Source organism: Luteimonas salinisoli (genome assembly GCF_013425525.1).
GTDB lineage: Bacteria > Pseudomonadota > Gammaproteobacteria > Xanthomonadales > Xanthomonadaceae > Luteimonas > Luteimonas salinisoli.
This window is the reverse complement of record NZ_JACCKA010000094.1, coordinates 93,224-111,462: the sequence shown is the minus strand read 5'-3', so window position 1 is coordinate 111,462 and position 18,239 is coordinate 93,224. Positions and strand designations below refer to the sequence as shown.

Here is an 18,239-nt window from a genome sequence, read left to right as displayed (position 1 = left end):
CGCTGCCGGCGATGGTTCCTAGACTCGCGACGTTCGTCACGGCTGCACGGCTGCGACGACGTCCCCCCGTCGCCATGGAGTCCAGGCATGCCAGACGCGCACCCGCTTCGAGACCGGTGCCGCGGCGCGACCTTCGCGCCGTTCGCGTCCATCCTTGCCCCGGTGCTCGCGGTCGCGCTGTCGCTGCTGGCGGTCGCGCCGGCGGCGCAGGCGCAGACCGCCGCGCCGGCCGTCGCCGACGGGGTTCACCCGGACCTGCGCGCCGTGATGGGTGCCGTCGCCCGCATGGAGGATGCCGATACCGCGTTGTCGCTGGCCGCGGACGGCGCCGCCCTGTACGAAGCCGACGAGATCAAGCTGGACGGATACGCGTACTGCAGCCAGGCCGTGGCGCTCGCCGAACGCGGCGAGTTCCGCCGCAGCGTGCAGGCCGCCAGCAAGGCGCTGCACGTCGCCCTGCAGACCGGCAACGAGGACCTGCTGGCCAAGGCCTATCGCGACCTGGCCATCGCCTTCGACTACGCCGGCCAGCTCGATCGCGCGGAGGGCTTCGCCAATCTCGCCCTCGGCAAGCGTGCCGACGACCCGCGCCAGGTGCAGGGGCCGGCGCACAAGGTCCTGGGCGACGTGCATGCGCGGCGGGGGCGCTATCCGGAGGCGATCGCCGCCTACGAGACCGCGCTGGCGAGCAGCTCCGACCGCTACCGGCCGCTGGTGCAGGCGTCGCTGGTGAACGCGCTGATCCTCGCCGGCGACGTGGCGCGGGCACGCAGCGAGTTCGAGGCGATCGCTTTGCCCGAGGGCGAGGTGCAGCGCGCCGAACTCGATCGCACCCGCGGCAGGCTGCTGCTGGCCGAGAACAATCCGGCCGAGGCGCTGGCGCTGTTCCAGGGCCTGGTCGGCAAGCAGGTCGCGGACGACGAGGGCTTCTACACGCTGTGGGCGCTGGACGGCGTGTCCAAGAGCGAACAGGCGCTCGGGCGGCCGCAGGCGGCGGCGCAGGCGCTGGAGCGCGCACTCGCCGCGTTCGACCGGGTGCGCGCGCGTTTTCGCAGCGAGGAGTTCCGGATGGGCCTGTTCTCCGACCTGCAGACGGTGTTCGACCGCGCGATCCGCCTGCATTCGGAAACCGGCAACGCCGAGCGCGCTTTCGACATCAGCGAGCGCAGCCGCGCCCGTGCGCTGCTCGATGCGGTCGCCGACCGCGGCCGGACCCCCGGGGACGCCACCGCCGCGGCGATCGAGGTCGCGGCGCTGCGGCGGCAGTTGCGCGCGGACGAGCGGGTGGTCGCCTATCACTCGCTGGAGGACCTGCTGCTGGCCTGGGTGATTTCGCCGGAAGGCATCAGCGAGCACCGGATCGCGCTGCCGCGCGCCGACCTGGAGCGCCTGGTCGACGCCTACCGCGACGCGATCATCGGCCTGCGACCGGCGGCGGTGGGCGCCGGAGACGGCATCGCGGCGCTGCTGGTAACGCCCCTCGGCCTGCAGGAAGGGCAGCGCCTGATCGTGGTCCCGCACGGGCCGCTGCACTACCTGCCGTTCCAGGCGCTGCGCGTAGAGGGGCGCTACCTGATCGAGCGGCACCCGATCACGACCGCGCCCTCGGTCAGCATCGCCGCGCGCCTGGTCGCCGACGCACCGCGCACGGCGCCGCGGCTGCTCGCGTTCGGCAATCCGCTCGTGAGCCCGACGGTGGCCGATCCGCTGCCCGGATCGGAGCGCGAGGTCGAGAACCTTGCGGCGATGTTCCCCGGTTCTCGGGCCTACTACCATGCCGACGCGACCAAGACGCGCTTCGTCGCCGATGCGCCGGGGGCGCGCATCGTCCACGTCGCCGCGCATGCCCGCGCCGACATCACCGACCCCCTGCATTCGCAGATCCTGCTCGCCGACGAGAACGGCAGGCAGAACTTCCTGGAGGCGCGCGAGGTGCTCGACCTGGACCTGGACGGCGTCTCGCTGGTGACGCTGTCGGCGTGCGAGTCCGGCCTCGGCCGCGTCGCCGACGGCGACGAGGTGCTGGGCTTCACCCGTTCGTTCCTGTCGGCCGGCGCCTCGGCGCTGGTCGCCTCGCTGTGGCCGGTGCCCGATCGCGACACCGAGCGGCTGATGACGACCCTGTACCGCGACCTGCGCGGCGGCGCCGACCTGCAGCGGGCGATGCAGGCCGGGCAGCTCGCCGTGCTGGGCGAGCCCGAAAGCGCGCACCCGTTCTACTGGGCTTCGTTCAACTTGATCGGCAACTGGCGCCTGACGGTGGAGCGGTGAGATGACACGGATGCGTCCCCCGATGCCGCTGCGGCGCACGCGCCTGCTGGCCTGTGCCGTGCTGGTCGCCCTCGGTTCGGATCTGCGGGCCGAAACCGACGCGACGCTGCAGGCGCCCCAACAGGCGCTCCCCGAGCCGGAGATGCAGGCTGCGGCGCAGGCGGGCTTCCGGCTCGCGGCGGTGGAGTTCGTCGGCAACAGCCTGGTTCCCGACAGCGAGCTGCAGGCGCTGGCGGCCGACTGGATCGGCCGGGAAGTGACCCTGACGGACCTGGAGGAGATCGCCCGACGTGTCACCGGGCTGTACCGCGAGCGCGGCTACTTCCTGGCGCAGGCGGTGGTGCCGGTGCAGGAGGTGCAGGCCGGACGCGTCAGCATCAGCGTGGTCGAGGGCGTACTCGGCAGCGTCGACGTTCAGGTGGCCGAGGATGCGCCGATCTCCGCCGAGCGAGTGCACAGGACGCTGGCGCCGCTGCAGCCGGGCCAGGCGCTCAGCGGCCCGCGCTACGAACGGGTGATGCTGCTGCTGTCCGATCTGCCGGGGATCCGCCCGCAGTCCGCGATCCAGGCGGGCGCCGCGGGCGGCAGTACCGACCTGACCGTGCGCGTGGCCAGGGGCGACCGGCTGGCGGTCGCGCTCGAGGCCGACAATCACGGCACGCCCGAGTCCGGGCGGATCCGCGTCGGCGGCACCCTGCGCTGGGCCAGCCCCGGCGGGCGCGGCGACAACCTGGACTTGCGCTTGCTCGTCGCCGAAGGCACCCACACCGCGTTCGGGCGCCTGGCCTACGAGACGCCGGTCGGCCACGCCGGCCTGCGCATCGGCGCCGGCATCGCGCGCGTGCAGTACGAGCTGGGCGGCGATTTCAGGGCGCTGGAGGCCACCGGCACCGCCGACATCGTCGACGTCTCGGCGACCTTTCCCCTGGTCCGCCAGCGCGCCAGCAACCTGTTCCTGCGCGGCGCGCTCGACCACAAGGACCTCACCGACGAATTCGAGGCGGTCGGCTTCGAGTCCAGCAAGCGGGTACGCGGCGCCAGCCTGGGCTGGTCGCTCGAGCGTCGCGACCGCCTGCTCGGGGGCGGCTACAGCAGCGTCAACGGCACGCTCTATCGCGGCGACCTGGACATCCGCGACCCGCTCAGCGAGTTCCTCGACCAGTCGCCGTTCGGACGCGGGACCGAGGGCCGCTTCACCAAGCTCGTCGTGCAGGCCACGCGGCTGCAGTACCTCGCCCCGAAATTGAGCCTGTTCCTCGGCGCAGGCGTGCAGCGCACGAGCCGGAATCTCGACCCCTCGGAACAGCTCTCACTGGGCGGTCCGCGCGCCGTCCGCGCCTATTCGACCAACGAGGCGCTGGTGGACGAGGGCTACATCGCCAATCTGGAGCTGCGCTACGCGGCCACCGATCGGCTGACGCCCTACCTGTTCTACGACGCCGCGCACGGCGCCTTCGACCACGACCGCAACCCCCTGGATCCCGGCCGCAACGGCGTCACCCTGCGCGGCTACGGCCTCGGCCTGAGCTGGGCCAGGCCGGGCGACTACGGCCTCAACGCCACCCTGGCCTGGCGCGATGCCGACCAGGCGCTCTCCGATCCGCGCGACCCGCGGTTGTATCTGCAGTTCCAGAAAAGCTTCTGAGCGGAGATCCCCATGCGCCCGTACGTCCGACCCGAAACGCGCCGCCGCAGCCGCGGACGGCTGGCCCGCCATCCGCTGCCCCTCGCCCTCGCCATCGCGCTGGCGACGCCGCTCGCCCATGCGCAAGTGGGGCCCAATACGCTGCCCACCGATCCCAGCGGCCTGTCCGGCATCGCTCCCGGCGACATCCAGACCGCCGGCAACACGATGACCATCGCCCAGCCGGGGGCCGGCGCCATCATCAACTGGGAGAGTTTCTCGATCGGCAGCAATGCGACGGTGGACTTCAACCACGCCGTGGCCGGCGGCGTGACGCTCAACCGGGTGATCGGCAACGTCGACGGGATCGCGCAGTCGGAAATCATGGGGGCGCTCAACGCCGACAACGGGCGGGTCTTCATCGTCAATCCCAGCGGCGTCCTGTTCGGCGCCGGAGCGCAGGTCAGCGTCGGTGGACTGGTCGCGTCGGCATTGAGCATCACCGATGCGGATTTCAATGCCGGCGTCGGAAGCGGCAGCTTCGTGTTCAACGCCACCAGCCCCGACGGCGGCAGCGTGGAGAATGCCGGTACGCTGATCGCGGGCGCGCGGGGCACGATCGCGCTGCTGGGCGGGCTGGTGGAAAACTTCGGCACGATCGACGCGCCGCTCGGCACCGCGGCCATGGCGTCGGCGCAGCAGGTCACGCTGGACTTCTTCGGCGACGGGCTGACCCAGGTCGTCGTCGGCGCCAACGGGGTCGACGACGGCGGGATCCGCAACACGGCCGGGGCGACGATCTCCGCCGACGGCGGAAGCGTCCAGCTGCGCACCCAGACCGAGGATGGCCTGCCCGGCGGTTTCGGCGGCTTCATCAGCAATACCGGCCTCATCCGGGCGCGCACCCTCGCCAACCGCGACGGGCGGATCGTGCTGGACGCCGGCGCCGGCAACGTCCTGATCGGCTTCGACGATGGCGTGATGGGCGCCACGCTCGACGCCAGCGGGATGCAGGCCGGTGCGAGGGGTGGAACCATCGAGATCCATGGCGATCTCATCGGCATCTTCGGCGCCCCTCCGGCGGCCGGGGCGTGCCAGCCGGGCGGCGACTGCACGCTCATCGACGTCTCCGGCGATGCGGGCGGCGGCGCGATCCTGGTCGAAAGCGTCCACCAAACCTTCATCGGTTCAGACGGCGCCGCGGGGGCGCCGGACCAGGGGATCGAGATCCGTGCCGACGCCTCGTCGAGCGGCACCGGCGGCACCATCGTGCTGACGAACGCAGGCGTCGAACGCGACGGCGTGGCCGGCGGTACCCAGATCGTCGGTGGCGTGCTGGTGTCCTCGACGGGCGTGCAGGCGGAGGCCGGCGGCGGCGAGATCCGGATCGTCAACGACGGCGGCGGGATCGCGATCGTCGACGGCGTCGATGGCGGGTTTTTCGGCGCCGCGGGGTTCGTCGCCCACGGCGGCCGTGGCGGCGGCAGCATCGAACTGGACGCGGGCGACGCGCTGCTCGTCGCCGAAGGCACCACGTTCGGCGCAGACGCCACCAGTTCCGGCAGCGGCGGGCTGGTCCGCACGGTGGCCGCGGACCTGCTCGATCTGCGCGGCATCGAGGTTTCCGCCGGCGGTCCGATCGGCGCGGGGTCCTGGGAAATCCAGTCCGGGCGCGGGCTCGCCGTCATCGACGGGCTGAACGGGTTCGGGCCTCCCGGCGGGGTCAGCCTGGTCTCCGACGACTCGATCGGCGGCGCACTCGGCGCCGGCACCGACGTCGCCATCACCGTGCCGGCACCGGCGGTGGGGACGGCGCAGATCAACATCGCCCCCGGGGTGGCCATCTCCAACACCGGCGCCCTGCCGGTCGCGCTGTCGTTGACCGCCGCCGGTGGACAGGTGCTCGCCGGCGTCGGATTCGATGGCACGCCCGGCGCCTGGAGCATTACCAGCAGCGCCGGGCCGCTCGACCTGAGCATCGATGCGCTGTCGAGCATCGGCCTGTACCAGGGAACGATAGGGACCAACGGCGGCGCGATCGACCTGCTCAGCCGCGACAGCTCCACCTACGGTGTCGAGATCGCAGCCACCACCCTCGGCAGCGGCGGCGGCGACGTGAGCGCCACCAGCCTGGTCAGCCAGGACACCGGCGTGGCCCTCGACGGCGCCACCATCGACACCGGCGGCGGCGCGCTGGCGCTGCGCGCCCTGAACAGCGGTGGCACCGGCGTGTCGCTGACCGGTGGCGGCGTGCTGGCCAGCGGCACGGGCGCCATCGAGATCGTCGGCATCGGCGGCAGCGGCGCTGGCGTGGGCACTGGCGGCAGCGGCGTCTTCGTCTCCGGATACGGCATCCAGAGCGCAGGCGGCACGATCGTCCTGAGCGGACGGGGTGCGGGCATCGGCATCGACGGCGGCGGCAATCCGCTCCCCAACCCGGGGCTGCTCCTGGGAGCCGGCGCGGCGCTCGCCAGCGCCGGCGGCGACATCGTGCTCAACGGCTCGTCGGTGGGATCGGGTGCGGGCGTGCAGGTCGCCCCCGGGGCAAGCGTCGATGCCGGCGACGGTAGCATCGTCCTGCGCGCGGGCAACGACGGCGCCGCCGCCGCGCTGCTGGTCGGCGGCAGCGTCGCCACGAACGGGGTGATCGATCTGCGCGCTGGCGAAGTGGGCGCGACGGGTGCGGTGAGCGACCGCAATGCGACCGCGCTGCAGATCGGCGGCGGTGCGGGCGCGTTCGTGTCGATGGCATCCCTGGCCAACATCGCAGCGCCGGACCTGGTGATCGGCCACGCCGGACATGCCGGCGCGATCTCCATCGCCGAGCCGCTGACGCGCGCCGGCAACCTGACCCTGCAGAACACCGGCGGCGCCGGCGGCATCGCGCTGAATGCGGCGGTGAGCCTGGGCAGCGGGACGCTCGCCCTGGTCAGCGGCGGCGACATCGCGCAGACGGCGGCGGCCGGCATCACCGCGCAGAGCCTGCTGGTGCGCTCGACCGGCGGCAGCGTCGGCCTGACCGCGGCGCAGAACGACGTGTCGGGCGACACGCTGGCCGGAGGCGCGGCGGGCGGCTTCGGCTACGCCGACGTCGATGCGCTGGCCATCGGCAGCGTGACGGCATGGGGCTTCGACGCGGCCGGGTCGGCCGCCACCGGACTCGCCGAATCCGGCGTCGACGCCGGCGCGGCACTGTTCGTCCGCAACCATGCCGGCGACCTCACGCTGGGTGCGGATGTCGGCGGCAACGTCGTCGATCTGGTGACCGCCGGGCGGTTGCAGAACATCGCCGACGCGACGATCACGGCCGGCGACCGCTGGCGCGTATGGGCGGACACCTGGGTCGGCGAACAGCGCGGCGGGTTGGCCGGTTCCGGGCCGCTGCCGAATCTCTACGGTTGCAGTTTCGGCGGCCCCTGCGGGGTTGCCGTCCCCGTCGCCGGCAACCACTTCATCTACCGGCAGCAGCCGACGGCGACGATTTCCGTCGGCGATGCCACGCGCGAATACGGGCTGGACAATCCCGTCTTCGCGTTCGGAGTCTCCGGGCTGGTCCTGGGCGACCAGGCGGGCGTTGCGATCGCCGGAGCGCCGGCCACTTCCGCCACCATCCTCAGCGACGTCGGCACGTACGCGATCGGCGGCAGCTTCAGCTCGCCGGCCGGCTACGCGATCCAGGTCGACCCGGGCGTGCTCGCGATCACGCCGGCGCCGCTGACCTACGTGGCCGACCCGTTCACGCGCTTCTTCGGCCAGCCCAACGGCGTGCTCACCGGTACAGTGACCGGCTTCCGCAACGGCGATACCCTGGCGGACGCCACCACCGGCGCACTGATGTTCGTGACCGGCGCCGGACCCGGATCGCCTCCCGGGCTGTACGCGATCGCGGGCACCGGACTGGACGCGCGCAACTACCGCTTCGTACAGGACCCGGCCAATCTCTCCGCGCTACGCGTCGTCTTCATGCCGGCGATGTCGACCGCAGTCGACCTGATCCGGCTGCCGACGGACAGCTACGTCTACGACCGCAACATCGGCATGCTGGCGATGTGCCCGGTGACCGGTCCGCTGGACGGCACGCGCCTGGCCCAGGAGGGCGATCTGCTCTCGCGGGAGTGGTCGCGGGTGCGTTCCCGACCCAACCTGACCAGCTGCATCTCGAGCGAGCGCAAGAACAGCTGCGGCGACTTCTGAGCCGCAGCCGCGCGACGAGGACGACCGGCGCTACGCCGGACCGTGCGAACTTCTGCTGGAGGCAACGCGGTGCCCGCCGGAGCCATGAGGACGATCCGGCACGGGATCTCGCGCTGTTCGGCCGTCGGGATTCGCAGGAGCGGGACCGCGACTCATCCGTGATGCCACTGCGGCTGCTGCGCCGCCGCGGGCGGGCGGCGCCCTCAGTCCTCTACGCAGAGATCCGGGTCGGCGATGACGCAGTCGGGTAGCGATGCGCGCGAACGCAGCGAGCGCAGCGTCTGGCCGCCGGCGCCCTCCGCGGCGGAGATGGCCTGCGTCTTCGGCAGCAGCAGCCACATCTGCGTGACCTGGTTGGTCGCCAGCGCCAGCCGCCCGGCACTGTCGCCGAAACCCCAGAACAGGTCGCCGCGGACGCTGCCGCGGATGGCGCCGCCGGTGTCCTGGGCGAACATCAGCCGCCGCATCGGGCCGCCGCCGGCCGGGTCCGTGGTGGAGATGAAGACCGGCGAGCCGAGCGGGGTGGAACGCGGATCCACGGCCAGCGAGCGCGTGGCGGTCAGGGGCACGCCCAATGCGCCCACCGGCCCCTGCGGGCCGTCGCCGCCGCCGCGGAAGAACACGTAGCTCGGATCCGGAATGTTCGTCAGCGCGGTCGGGCCGGCGCCGGCGCTACCAGAGGGCGCCTGTGCGGCGGACGATGGCGATACGGGCGTCGCGGCGGCGGTGGACCCTTCCGGCGATGGGGCCGGGACCGGAGCAGGGCGCGATGCCGGCGCCGGCGCGGCCCCCCCGCCCGTCAGCGCAGCGATGATCGCAGCGACTTCCGCATCGTTGCCCGAGCTTGCGGCTGCGGCCTTGGGACGCGCCGACGGCGCCGTGCCGGGGCGCGCGGCCGACGACGGGCGAGGGGGCGAAGACGGTGCCGATGCCGGCGGCGGGGTGCTGCCGCCCCGGCCTTGGAACAGCGCGATCAGCCGCGACACTTCATCGTTGACGGAGGCCGGCACCGCCGGATCGGATCGCGCACCGCCGCTGCCGGCGCTCAGGCCGCGGGTCTTGATCGCGCGCAGCACCAGGCTGGCGTCGCTGCCGCGGGTGATGTTGGGCAGGAACGGGTGGCCGTTCTGCTCGGCATAGGAGACGCGGATCAGGCTGCCGTCGTCGAGACGGATCTTGCCCGAGCCCTGCACCTGCATCGAGTACAGCCGGTCCGACGCGCTCACCCAGGCCAGCACCGGCGCATCGAGCGCACGGAGTTCGATGTCCTGGCGCGACCAGTACGGTCGGACGTGGTCGCCGTCGATGCGCACCCGCAGCCGCTTGTCGCGGATGCCGGGAGAGGCATCGTCGAGCGCCAGCACGTACTCGCGCGCACCGGCGGCGCCAGCGGAGGCAGGGAGCAGGCGATTGCCTTGCACGCGCAGCCACTGCCGGGCGCCTCCGGCGTGCGCGGCGGCGTCGAACAGCAACAGGTCCGCGGGAAGGCCGTAGACCGGGTAGCGGAAGTCGCCGTCGCGGTGGCGCCTGCCCTCCAGCAGCGGCTCGAAATAGCCGGTGAGCAGGCCGTCGGCCTGGCGTGCCGGCGAGAGGATGCGATAGGCGTGGAAGTGACGCTGAAAAAAACCGCGCAGTGCGGCGTCGCTGGTGGCGTCCACGGCCTCGAATTCGGCGCACACCGCGCCCCAGCCCTGCTTGCGGCGCAGCGCCGCGCAGCTCTGGCGCATGCCGTCGGCGCTTTCGTGCAGGGCGTCCTGGTTCCAGCCGGGCAGGTCGCCGAAGCCGATCGGCTCGAAGACCGCGTGGCGGGTGGCGAATGGGCGGCCCAGGTCGGAACCGCCGTCCTGGGCCGCCGCCGGCGCGGCCAGCAGCGGCCACATGGCGGCGATCAGGGCGATGCGGAGACGGGCGGTACGCCCGGCGGCGGTCGCAACGGAGACGGAAGCGGGATTGTCCATTGGGGGCCTCGCGTAGCGGTCCGGACGGCCCGCGGGCATGCGCCCGCGCAGGCGCATTGCGGATCAGCCGCTGGCCTGCACCTCGACCCGGCGGTTCTCGGCGGCGTTGGGGTCGGCGCTGTTGAGCAGCTGGCTCTTGCCGCGCCCGCTGGTCTGCAGGCGATCCCCGGGCACGCCGCTGTCGATCAGGTAGCGCCTGACCGATGCGGCGCGGCGCTCCGACAGGCGCTGGTTGTACTCCGCCGAGCCCACGCCGTCGGTATGGCCGACGATGGTGAAGCGGCGGGTGGCCAGTTCCGGCGATTTCATCGCCAGCGCCAGATTGTTCACCGTCGCCTCCGACCCGGGCGAGATGGCGTCGGAGTTGAAGCCGAAATGGATCTGCATCGAAATCGACGCGGTCGCCGGCGGCTCCGCCGCGCTGGTCGCGGAGACGGCGGCGCCGGGCCGCAATGCGCGCGTCCCCGGCGCCGGCGCGTCCTGGGCGCCGGCGGCGCCGAGGTCCTTGATGATGTCGTCCACCGACGGCTGCTTCTCGCCGTAGTGGGTCTGCGCCGCGGCGGTGGCCGACAGCGCCAGGAGCGCGGTCGCCAATACGACGCGCACGGATACGGGCTTGCGGTTCATTTCCGGTCTCCGGTCTCTGTGGCCGGGCCCGCGCCGGGCCGGGCTTCTCACGGCAAGAGTGTGGCTGCAGCCCGCCGGGATTTCGATACGACGCACGCTCTATGCCGATCAGCAGGTCCACGGGTGGGCGGTGACTCAGGGCCTGCGCGTGCCCGCGCTTCCCGGGACCGGAGCGGCGTGCTCCGGCGCGGGGGCGGCGTGCCCGTGTCCGGACCGCGCATCGCCCGCCCGGGCCGCCTTCGGAGCATCGGGCAGCCGCGACTGGGTCCTGCGCCCCTGTCGAGCCTCGGACTCCAGCAACGCCAGCGACAGCGCCGTGGCGTCGTCGGGTCGCGTCGCGGCCGTTGCGCCCGCACGCGGAAAATCGACCGTCACCGTGTTGCCGTACTCCCGCGCCGAGCGCGCCCGGATCTCGAGACCCAGTACGTCGACGATGCCGGCGCCGACGGCCAGCTCCAGGCCGGCATCGCGGTCGTCGCCCTCCTGCGCGCGCTGCAGCAGCGCTTCCAGCGGCGAAGCGACGCCGGCAAGCTCGAGGGCGACGCCGTCGTCGCGGACCTGGACGTGGACGCGCCCCGACGCGGGCCGCGCCGCGACGAGCACGCGATGCCGCGCGTGTCGGACGGCATGTCCGACCAGTGCGCGCAGCAGCATGCACGCCAGTGCGGGATCGCTGTGCACCTGCAATCGGCCCGCACGCCAGTGCACGTCGATACCGTGGTCGCGCGCCACGCGCACTGCCAGGGGGCGCAGCCGGTCGAAGGCCTCGCCGACCGGCAGCGCGGCCCGCGCGATCGGGGCCTCGTGGCGCAGCAGGCGCGAGATCTGCTCCACTTCATCGATCACGCCGGCGATCTCCCGTACGCTCGCTTCGAGGCCGCGCAGGGCCTGGCGCTGCGCCGGCAAGGCGTCGCGGTCGAGGCTGCCGGCGAACAGGCTGAGGGCGTGCAGGGGTTGCCGCATGCGGCTGCCGGCCAGCATCAGCATGTCGGATTGGCGTGGCGATCCGGCACCCGCCTGCGGCAGCGACGCCGCATCGGTGTCGCCGGGCGGCGTGCCGGAAGGACCGGAACGGCCTCCCCGCGGGCGGCGCGACGCGTCGTAGAGTCCGCACAACAGCAGCAGCGCCAGCGCCGCGATCACGCCTTGCACCCAGATGCGGCGGTGCTCCCGTGCACGCGCGATCGCATCGCCGCCCGGCGCCGGCAGCGCTGCTCGCGTCTCCGCCTGCGCGCGCGCGCTGGCCGGCAGCGGCGTACCCGGCTCGTCGCCGGGTGCGCCAGCCGCGATCGCCGTGGCCGCGGCGGTCGCGAGGTCGCGGCCGCCGTCGTCGCGCTCCAGGATGGACGAGCGCTCGGCGCTGAGCAGCAGCGCCGCCAGCGCGAGGCCGCCGGCGATCGCCCACAGGCGTGCGCGCGATGCGTCCTGCAGCCAGCGGCGCAGGTTCAGACGCGTGCGCGGGGGCATGCAAGACGCGGCGTCCCTGCGCGGTCCATCGAGGATTGGAGAAGCGGCATCGGACCTCCGGCGGCTCTGCAGTGCGGGCCTTTTTGACGTTATGAATGCATCTGTACGCCAAGCGCGCAGGCGCTTCGATAGCCCGTGCGCGCTAGGCGCAAGGGGGGATGCCGCGGAGGCCGGCAGCTATGGCGAATTGCCTATCGCCAGCGCGGGCATTGCGGCGGAGAATCCGGGGCGTTCCCCTCGTGAGGGCGGCCTCGGGCCGCCGGCGACGTTCGGCAAGGAGACGGAGATGCTGCCTGCGGCAAGACTCACCGACATGCACGTCTGCCCGATGTGGTCGGGCGTGGTGCCCCACGTCGGCGGCCCGATCCTGCCTCCTTGTGCGCCGACGGTGCTGATCGGCGGTCTCCCTGCGGCGCGGGTGGGCGATCCGGCGACCTGTGCCGGAGGACCGGACGTGATCGCCACCGGCTCCGCCACGGTGCTGATCGGCGGCATGCCGGCTGCCCGGGTCACCGACCTCACCGCCCACGGCGGCGTGATCGTCGCCGGATGCCCCACCGTCCTGATCGGCGGCCCGGCGCCACCCGCGCCGCCGCCGCCGCCACCGCCGCCCGACGATCTCAGCCCCGAAGAGGTCGCGTTCATGCAGGCGGGGAACTCGCCGGAGGACCTGGAGAAGTTTCGCGCGGACAATGCGCAGAGCGGGTGAGGGCTGGCGTTGAACGGATGCCCATCGGCGGTTCTGTCCGGGTTGTCAGTCGAATTGAGAGTAGAGATCGTCTGGGTCCAGGTCTTGAAACCGGCGATGCCCGAGCTCGGACTCGGTCAGAACGCGCGGAGCGCCGTCGGGTTCCGCGGTGCGGCGATCTAGGTAGGTCGCGGAGAAGCGCACGAGCACATAGCCGTCGCCGGAAGGGGCGAAGGTCATGACCTCCTCGATGAAGAACCAGCCGGAGCAGAGCTGGTTGCGCAGAACGAAGCCCTCGCTCGCTGCTTCGGCAGCGCGGAAGCCGTCGGCGAGGCAGGCGCCGCCAGGATCCGGGCGGCGGATGACGCGAGCGTTTTCCGCAAGCTTCGCGCCGTCGGGGCCGCGCAGGACGGCAACGCCGTCCGCCACTTCCAGCACCTCTCCCGAGGCAAGCGCCACACGCTGGTTCGAATGACCGGGTGTGGCGGCCTGGGCGTCCGTTGGCTCGCTCGAGATGGAGCGGACCGGCTTTTCCGCTTCTGCTTGCGTCGGCGAGTCCGGGCCGCGGCCACAAGCTGCGGCCAGAAGCATCATGGCCGTGAGAGCGAGGCGTCCGTTCATGGTGCGGCTACTCTGGGGCAGTCGGCGACATGGAAAGCCGGTTCGGCCGTGTTGCGGAAGTTCTGGCGCCGCTCTGCGTGATTGCCGTGGGCGTTGATGATCGTACTGACGCCGTTGATGTCAGCGTCCGCGGTGCCCCCATCTGCGGCGTTGTTGATGTTGTTGCGCGACCAGAAGGCCATGGCGGTGAGCATGCCCCCGCGGATGGTGATCGCGGCATCCGGGTTGGCCACGATGTCGATGCCGGAGCCCGGCGAGACGCCATCGATCTCGTTCTGGATGGCCTGGTAGTTGGCTCGGCCCGTGAGCTGGATGTAGCCGCGCCCCCGGAAGGCCCAGCCGTCGCCGCTGGCGGCGTTGCCGTTGCCGATACGATTGGCATAGGCGTTGTTGGCGATGGCTTCCTGGTCGGCGGGATGGGCCGCCGTACGGCCGTGCGCCTGGGCGTCGGCGGGATGGGCGGCGTAGTAGCCGAAAATGGCGACCAGCCGATCGGGCGTGTAGTTCAGGTTCTCGCGCCTGGGGTTGCCGCCGGCACCGACTTCGGTGACCACCTGTGCGAAGAAGTGGGCCCGGCGCAGGCAGTCGTCGATCCCGAAGTCTTCATAGAACTCGTTGAACGCATCGGTGATTTCGTTGACCCGCGCCTGGGGCGCGGTGGAGAAGATTTCGGCGATGCGGGCGCGCGCCACCACGTAGTTGCAATCCACATCGAACTCGATGATCTTCTTGCAACCCGCCGCGTCGGTCGCCCGGATGCGGACGTTCTGGTTCCGTTCGAGGTCGGGAGCCGTATAGGCAGTCTCTGCACCCGACTCGGCACTCAAGGCTCCGCCGCCTTCGAGAATCTCCCAGTTCACATCGCCCAGGGCCCCGGTGGCCCTGAGCGCGACGACTTCCTCGACCCCCAGGCGCGTGCGGGCGCGGTCGTTGGCTACATCCGATGCCGCCGCCGACGCGGCGGGGGAGACGGTTTGCTCCGTCTCCGAGGTGATCGAGAGTGCGCAGACCGTCACGGCGGCCTGCGCCTTCACGGGACTTCCCCCCTGGGCGCACCGCGCCTCGATCACGGCGTCGCCGGCAGCGGCGCTGGCGATCTCGCCAGAAAGGCTGAATGCGGCCCAGGATCCGTCGTCGGGCAGAGAGACACTGACCGTCTCCTGCGTCGCGCCGGGAAACCGAACCCGCCCATCGGGGTTCGAGAGGACCGCCTGGGCGCCGGTCGCCTGCGAGGTGGCGCGTATGCGACACGGAACCTCCGGACGCGCCTGGTCGGAATGAAGGGGGATATGGTCGTCGCTCGTTTCCGGCGTGTCGTTGATCTCGATTTCCATGGATGGGCATTGCAGCGGACACGGCGCGGTGCAGCCGGGCGGGAAATTCCCGGTTGGGCTCCGACTCGGGGGGAGAGTCCTGCTGTTCCAGCACATACCGTCACTCGTACTCTTGCGTGATTGCGGGGTATCAGGGTTTCCGGACGGCCACCCTTCTGGAATCTATCCGGCCACGGATACTCGATTGAACATCGGCCGCATCGGCATAGCTCGTGTACGAAACGCGAAATAGATAGTCGCCGGGATCCTCGAACGGAAATGCGCCGAGAATCCTGAAAGCGACGGCCGATCCTGGCGCAAGGTTCAGCGTTCTGGACGCTGCTGCATTCTGTCCGGCCGTCTCGGTCGACTCGATCCCGTCGATCGCGACAGCCAAGAGGTCGTCCTGGCGAAGCGCGGAGACATCCCTGTCCGGCCATGCCTGAATCTCGATTCGGCCATCGCTTTCCGTTTCTGCGACGACGGGGTTGTTGAAGGAGATGGGTTCCGTGCCGCTGTTCCTGAGCGAGAGAGCGAGCGTGAATCGACCTCCGGCATCGACATCGCTGGGGCCGAGGTCGAGCTGCAGGACCTTCTGCGGCGATGACTTGGCCAGTTTCACGACCCTGTCGAGCGCGTCGATCAGCGTTTGCATTCCGGCGCTCACGGGGAGCCGAAGAGCGACGAGCTTCTCGATCACGCCTTCCGTCGTGGTAATTCGGATTCTTCGGTGGTCCTCGCCGGAATGGACCTCTCCCCAATGATCAACGAGCGTTTTCGGATTGGCTGCCTCGAAGGTGGCAAACAGGGCCTCGATCTGGGCGGCGGTGAGTCTGGCTTCGTATCTGCCGATCTCCGGCCTTTCCGGATCGGATGCGTTGCTGTGCGATGAATAGCGCGCACGTCCGTCAGCGTTGACGACAAGCACCTGCGGCATGCCGGGGAGGTCGCTGGAAACGTATTCGATCTGCTCGTACGTCATGACGGGGTTTCCGTTGCAGGCGAAGATGCCAGAGGCTGCGATCAAGAGGAGGAACCTGGTAGCGAGCCGCATGCCTATTCTCCAGGCGGGATCGTTTCGTATGCGTCGCCGTCGGCTTTGCTGTTGAGATACGCCAGTGCATAGCGGTAGTGACGGTTCAGCAGGGTCGTGTTGCCCGGGGTCGACATGAGATTGGGGGTGGTGGCGTTGGCGGGTTGTGCCGGCGGCGAGGTTGGGTCGGTAGCGCCGCTGGAATACTCGTCATGCTGCCCGAGGACATGGCCCGTTTCATGTGCATAGGTGGTGGCGGGAGTCATCGCCGGGTCGCCCCATTGTCCGCCGTCGCCATTCATGCTGCTGCGGTGAGCTGGGTCGCCCGGTGCCGTCGCGAAGACCTGGACCGCCAGATGCTCTCCGGAGGTCACGAAATTAACGTCTAGACGGAAGTCGACCTTGCAGCAATCGAATGAGCAGTCGCAGGTGTTTCCGCGGCCGCACGCTGCGCGATGAAACTTCTTGCCGGAGAATCCGTTGTTCCATACGCCCTCGATCAGATTCTTTGCGGCGGTCTGTTTCGTCGCGTCGAAAGGATCGCCATGCGTGCGAAGCTTCAGGGAAAAGTGGACCCGGTTGCGCTCCAGGCGCACATCGTGCTTTTCGTGGGATGGGGCGAAGCCTCCGCCGGAAGGATGGGTTACGTTCTTGAGCTCCCATGACGTGGTAGGACGCTGACGGAATTTCAGGGCGTTGGATGATTCGCAAGCGATCCCCGCTGCGGTTACGCGGAACCGGATTTCGTCGGTGCGCCAGTTGGCCGTTTGCGCTTTGGCCATCCATACGGCTTCCACGCGACCCCCTGCGAGGGGGGCGGTGATCGTGTCTATCACGCTGCCATTGGACGGGTGCAGGATCTCGATGGTCGCAGAGTCGCCGGCGCATTCGCCGGAGTATTCGGCCCGTAGTCTGGCTTCATCGCCGCAATAGACCTCGGTGTCGAGCCAGCTGGTAGTGCCGCATCGGCATTGGAGTGGACAAGGCGTGGTACTGCCCGGCGGGCAGTTTGCGGCTCCGCTTTGACTTGGCGCCGGTGTCGGGCTGTTCCAGCACATGACTCAAACGCCCGCTTCGTGCGGCGTCTCCCACCAGCGACGCAGCACGCCGATCGCCTTGATGTAGAGCTTGTCGACGCGCCTTTTCTGGGTGTTGATTCTCTTGTCGTTGAGGGTCGTCGATGCCCAGGGCATCAGGGGGTCGTCGACGAATCCGGGACCGAGCACGAACGCCAGCGTGATGAACAGGGTCAGGCCGCGCTCGCCGGTGATGTCGTAGCGGGCGGCGTCGCCGATGCCGTTGGCGACGAGGGAGGTTACGTTGTCCTCGCCGACGTAGTCGAACTTGGCGGGGAAGACTTTCTTCAGCCGGGCTTTCAGCTGGCCGGCGAAGACGGGCAGGGCGCTCGTGGGTATCGGCGTGTCGGGCGCGGTGCGCAGCTGCTGCAAGTCGGCAACGAATCTGGCGGTGATGGGCTCGCCCCGGGCATCGCGGTAGTCCGGCACCAGGTGACGGATGTACTCGTGTGCGCGGTCGTAGAGACGGTCGCCGCGCGCGATCTGATCCCCGGAGCTCCTGTCGTTGAGGATCTCGGCGGCCCAGGGCATCAGGGGATTGGTGTCGAAGCGTCCGCCAAGCAGGCACATGAACTCGATGTAGGTGCGCACGCAGCATTCCGCGGTCAGTTCATAGTGCCTGGCCTTGTCCCAGCCGAACTGGATGACGCGGCGCATCTGCTCCTCGCCGAGCAGTTTGCAGTGTCCGGGAAAGTACTCCTGAAGGTGGGCGAGCGTGCGGTTTTCGAAGGCGCGGATCGCGGCCTTCTCGATCGCTTCCATTTGTGGTTTCCGCATGGTGAGCATCGCAGTATTCCTTCGCCATCCGCTCATGCGGGGGAGATCGGGAACGCCTCGCGCCGGAGCGTGCCCGCGTCGTTGGAGAAGCGCAGCAGGACGTGGTTGTCCGGTGCCTCGTCCTCGCCGAGATAGCTCTGGACCGGCCCGAAGAATTCCGCGAGCTGGGCCTGGTCGCAGGTCGGCAGAAAGATCCGCAGCACGCGCGGGTCGTAGTAGCGGAAGTACATCGGTTTCAGGTCGGGGTCGTAGACCATCAGGAACTTGCGCAGGTGACGCCGCAGATCGCGGAAGGCGGCGGGCGAGCGCAGGAAGATGCCCCAGCTGTCGCCCCAGCCCTTCCGCATCAGCGTGTCGGTGAAGGGCAGGTCCCGCTCGAGCTTCACCAGATAGGGTGCGGCTTGTGCCAGGTCGGGCGCGAGTTCGCCGGTGTAGAGGCATTCGAATTCGCATCGCGACTCGAGGATGGCGGCATGGATCCCGTCGTTGCGGGCACCGTCCAGCACGGCGTACAGCGGACCATCGTTGCCCTGGGCGGCGGCCCAAAGCGCGTCGATCATCGTTCCCTGGCGAATGTCGGTCATCGGCGT

12 protein-coding genes and 1 pseudogene are annotated in these 18,239 nt (G+C 70.5%); 4 read left to right on the top strand and 9 right to left on the bottom strand.

Annotation, left to right across the window (positions count from 1 at the left end; translation table 11 throughout):
* Positions 1–87: 87 nt before the first annotated feature.
* Genes H0E84_RS19630 through H0E84_RS19620 form a run of 3 tightly spaced genes read left to right on the top strand, consistent with a single transcriptional unit; the run spans position 88 to position 8,089 of the window.
* Positions 88–2,271: a CHAT domain-containing protein gene (locus tag H0E84_RS19630; protein ID WP_180680349.1), complete on the top strand. Its 2,184-nt coding sequence runs from the start codon at positions 88–90 to the stop codon at positions 2,269–2,271.
* 1 nt (position 2,272) lies between these two features.
* Positions 2,273–3,916 (top strand): ShlB/FhaC/HecB family hemolysin secretion/activation protein, encoded by a 1,644-nt coding sequence (locus tag H0E84_RS19625; RefSeq protein ID WP_180680348.1) that lies wholly within the window; start codon positions 2,273–2,275, stop codon positions 3,914–3,916.
* Positions 3,917–3,928: 12 nt separating this feature from the next.
* Positions 3,929–8,089 (top strand): beta strand repeat-containing protein, encoded by a 4,161-nt coding sequence (locus H0E84_RS19620; protein WP_180680347.1) that lies wholly within the window; start codon positions 3,929–3,931, stop codon positions 8,087–8,089.
* 203 nt (positions 8,090–8,292) lie between these two features.
* Here the strand turns inward: H0E84_RS19620 and H0E84_RS20705 are convergent, their stop codons facing one another.
* The 3 genes from H0E84_RS20705 to H0E84_RS19605 all read right to left on the bottom strand — a co-directional run bounded on the left by H0E84_RS20705 (position 8,293) and on the right by H0E84_RS19605 (position 12,141).
* Complete coding sequence (locus H0E84_RS20705; RefSeq protein ID WP_219339849.1) at positions 8,293–10,047, bottom strand: MltA domain-containing protein; 1,755 nt, start codon at positions 10,045–10,047, stop codon at positions 8,293–8,295.
* 63 nt (positions 10,048–10,110) lie between these two features.
* On the bottom strand, positions 10,111–10,674 hold the full coding sequence (locus H0E84_RS19610) for an OmpA family protein (protein WP_180680346.1): 564 nt from the start codon (positions 10,672–10,674) through the stop codon (positions 10,111–10,113).
* A gap of 135 nt (positions 10,675–10,809) precedes the next feature.
* On the bottom strand, positions 10,810–12,141 hold the full coding sequence (locus H0E84_RS19605) for a sensor histidine kinase (RefSeq protein ID WP_180680345.1): 1,332 nt from the start codon (positions 12,139–12,141) through the stop codon (positions 10,810–10,812).
* A gap of 286 nt (positions 12,142–12,427) precedes the next feature.
* Here H0E84_RS19605 and H0E84_RS19600 point away from each other — a divergent pair.
* A pseudogene (locus H0E84_RS19600) lies at positions 12,428–12,712 on the top strand (PAAR domain-containing protein); the annotation flags it as partial.
* A gap of 183 nt (positions 12,713–12,895) precedes the next feature.
* Here the strand turns inward: H0E84_RS19600 and H0E84_RS19595 are convergent.
* The 6 genes from H0E84_RS19595 to H0E84_RS19570 form a co-directional block, all read right to left on the bottom strand.
* Positions 12,896–13,450 (bottom strand): hypothetical protein, encoded by a 555-nt coding sequence (locus H0E84_RS19595; RefSeq protein ID WP_180680343.1) that lies wholly within the window; start codon positions 13,448–13,450, stop codon positions 12,896–12,898.
* Positions 13,447–14,784, bottom strand: a complete 1,338-nt coding sequence (locus H0E84_RS19590; RefSeq protein WP_180680342.1) for a glycoside hydrolase family 19 protein — start codon at positions 14,782–14,784, stop codon at positions 13,447–13,449. Before H0E84_RS19590 ends, H0E84_RS19595 begins: the two co-directional genes overlap by 4 nt.
* Positions 14,785–14,914: 130 nt before the next feature.
* Entirely contained in the window at positions 14,915–15,745 is an 831-nt protein-coding gene (locus H0E84_RS19585) for a hypothetical protein (protein WP_180680341.1), read from the bottom strand.
* Between the two features lie 74 nt (positions 15,746–15,819).
* A complete protein-coding gene (locus tag H0E84_RS19580; RefSeq protein ID WP_180680340.1) occupies positions 15,820–16,632 on the bottom strand; it encodes a zinc metalloprotease in 813 nt (270 codons plus the stop codon).
* Between the two features lie 225 nt (positions 16,633–16,857).
* The gene (locus H0E84_RS19575) at positions 16,858–17,634 is read right to left on the bottom strand and encodes a hypothetical protein (protein WP_180680339.1); all 777 of its coding nucleotides are present in this window, start codon (positions 17,632–17,634) and stop codon (positions 16,858–16,860) included.
* Between the two features lie 47 nt (positions 17,635–17,681).
* A complete protein-coding gene (locus H0E84_RS19570; protein ID WP_180680338.1) occupies positions 17,682–18,233 on the bottom strand; it encodes a DUF4123 domain-containing protein in 552 nt (183 codons plus the stop codon).
* Between the last annotated feature and the right edge of the window lie 6 nt (positions 18,234–18,239).

Bases quoted from the DNA above. Each gene is read 5' to 3' on its own strand.
- H0E84_RS19630 (WP_180680349.1), top strand. From the start codon at position 88: ATGCCAGACGCGCACCCGCTTCGAGACCGGTGCCGCGGCGCGACCTTC.
- H0E84_RS19625 (WP_180680348.1), top strand. From the start codon at position 2,273: ATGACACGGATGCGTCCCCCGATGCCGCTGCGGCGCACGCGCCTGCTG.
- H0E84_RS19620 (WP_180680347.1), top strand. From the start codon at position 3,929: ATGCGCCCGTACGTCCGACCCGAAACGCGCCGCCGCAGCCGCGGACGG.
- H0E84_RS20705 (WP_219339849.1), bottom strand. From the start codon at position 10,047: ATGGACAATCCCGCTTCCGTCTCCGTTGCGACCGCCGCCGGGCGTACC.
- H0E84_RS19610 (WP_180680346.1), bottom strand. From the start codon at position 10,674: ATGAACCGCAAGCCCGTATCCGTGCGCGTCGTATTGGCGACCGCGCTC.
- H0E84_RS19605 (WP_180680345.1), bottom strand. From the start codon at position 12,141: ATGCCCCCGCGCACGCGTCTGAACCTGCGCCGCTGGCTGCAGGACGCA.
- H0E84_RS19595 (WP_180680343.1), bottom strand. From the start codon at position 13,450: ATGAACGGACGCCTCGCTCTCACGGCCATGATGCTTCTGGCCGCAGCT.
- H0E84_RS19590 (WP_180680342.1), bottom strand. From the start codon at position 14,784: ATGGAAATCGAGATCAACGACACGCCGGAAACGAGCGACGACCATATC.
- H0E84_RS19585 (WP_180680341.1), bottom strand. From the start codon at position 15,745: ATGACGTACGAGCAGATCGAATACGTTTCCAGCGACCTCCCCGGCATG.
- H0E84_RS19575 (WP_180680339.1), bottom strand. From the start codon at position 17,634: ATGGAAGCGATCGAGAAGGCCGCGATCCGCGCCTTCGAAAACCGCACG.
- H0E84_RS19570 (WP_180680338.1), bottom strand. From the start codon at position 18,233: ATGACCGACATTCGCCAGGGAACGATGATCGACGCGCTTTGGGCCGCC.